The organism is Mesorhizobium sp. WSM4849 (genome assembly GCF_055811385.1).
The window spans coordinates 1-1,704 of the sequence record NZ_JBVVPW010000089.1 but is presented as its reverse complement, the minus strand read 5'-3'; the positions used below and the strand labels follow the sequence as shown (position 1 = coordinate 1,704).

General features: G+C 61.7%; 1 pseudogene. It reads left to right on the top strand.

The window, feature by feature from the left end:
• The first annotated feature begins 88 nt into the window (after positions 1–88).
• A pseudogene (locus AC0L3L_RS36310) lies at positions 89–1,605 on the top strand (ISNCY family transposase).
• The last annotated feature ends 99 nt before the right edge of the window (positions 1,606–1,704 follow it).

The following is a 1,704-nucleotide window of genomic DNA, read 5'->3' as shown; positions in this document are numbered from 1 at the left end:
CGCATTGCCTCGTCGAAAATGTTCCTGAATGTTCAACCGTTGCCTCACATAAGTTGCTCCCCACCGAATGGTATGAGCAGGGGCGACTATGGGACGGCTGAGCATGGCGACAAGGAAAGAACTTATGACGGCGGTTTCAGAGCGCTATCGTGCTTCGACGCGAGCGGAGAAGGCGAGAATTTTGGATGAATTCGTCGTCATCACGGACTTTCACCGCAAGCATGCGATGCGGATGCTACGACGCCGTGACGGGCCGGTTGTAGGCCGGCGAGCGCGGCCGCGGATTTATGATGAAGCGGAACGCAATGCGCTCATATTGCTCTGGGAGGCGTCTGACCGCGTCTGCGGCAAGAGGCTGAAAGCGTTGCTGCCCATCCTTCTCGAAGCGATGGAACGGCACGGTCATTTTGTTGACCTAGCGCCGGAAATCCGGGGCAAATTGCTGGCGATGAGCGCGGCTACGATCGACAGGACGCTGGGACCGATCCGAGAAGGCTTGGGACGTCCCCGACGACGGCCTGCGGCGCATGCCCTGCGACGGAGCATTCCCATTAGAACGTCGGCGGATTGGGACGATCCAGCGCCAGGCTTCGTTGAGGCGGACCTTGTCGCCCATAGCGGCCCTTCGGCTCGCGGCAGCTTCATCCAAACCCTCGTGCTCACCGACATCGCGACCGGCTGGACGGAATGTGCGCCGCTGCTGGTTCGCGAACAGACGCTGTTGAGCTCGGTGCTCACAGAATTGCGCAAGCAACTGCCCTTCTCGCTTCTCGGCCTGGATACGGACAACGACACCGTTTTCATGAACGAGACGCTGAAGGCCTATTGCGACGGCGCCAACATCGTCTTCACGCGCTGCCGCCCCTACCGCAAGAACGACCAGGCCTTTGTCGAGCAGAAGAATGGCGCCGTGGTGCGTAGAATGGTCGGATATCGTCGGTTCGAGGGGCTGGAGGCCGCCACGCTGCTAGCGAAGCTCTACCGGTCAGCGCGGCTGTTCGTGAACTTCTTTCAGCCATCTTTCAAGTTGATCGCGAAGCAGCGCGACGGCGCACGTGTGCGCAAGACGTATAGTCCGCCAGCTACGCCGCATCAGCGTCTGGTTGCCGACGCTCGCACCTCAGATGCGGTCCGGTCTCGTGTGCAGGAAATCTACGCCGGGCTCGATCCTGTCCTGCTATTGCGCGATATCCGCGCCTTGCAGGAGCGACTCGCTGCGCTTGCCGATACTCCGCCGGCCACGCGCCCTGACGGGGCAGCTCAGCCGATCGATCTCTTCCTGGCGAGTTTGCGGACTGCCTGGAAGGACGGGGCTATCCGGCCAACGGATCGCCCGATTGTGAAAGCCAAAAGAGGGCGGCGGCGTCCTGACCCTCTCGTCAAGGCGACTGCCGACTTGCGAAATTGGTTCGAAGCCGAACCATGGCGAACCGCAGCGAACTTCTGTCACGACTGCAGGCCGAGTATCCCGGCGATTACCCGAACAAACTGCTTCGAACACTTCAGCGTCGGCTGAAGGTCTGGCGCAGCGAACAGGCGGACGCGCTGCTGTTTGGCCCCTTAAACAACGGGCCACCTATCCCGGAGATCGCAAGGCCACACTGAGGCGCCGTGGCGCTCGCGAAGGAGGCCGGACGCTGCGAAACCCCGGCCATCTCCGCGCCCGGCCTCCTTCGCCCCAAGCCGGGATCAAAATGGATGAGG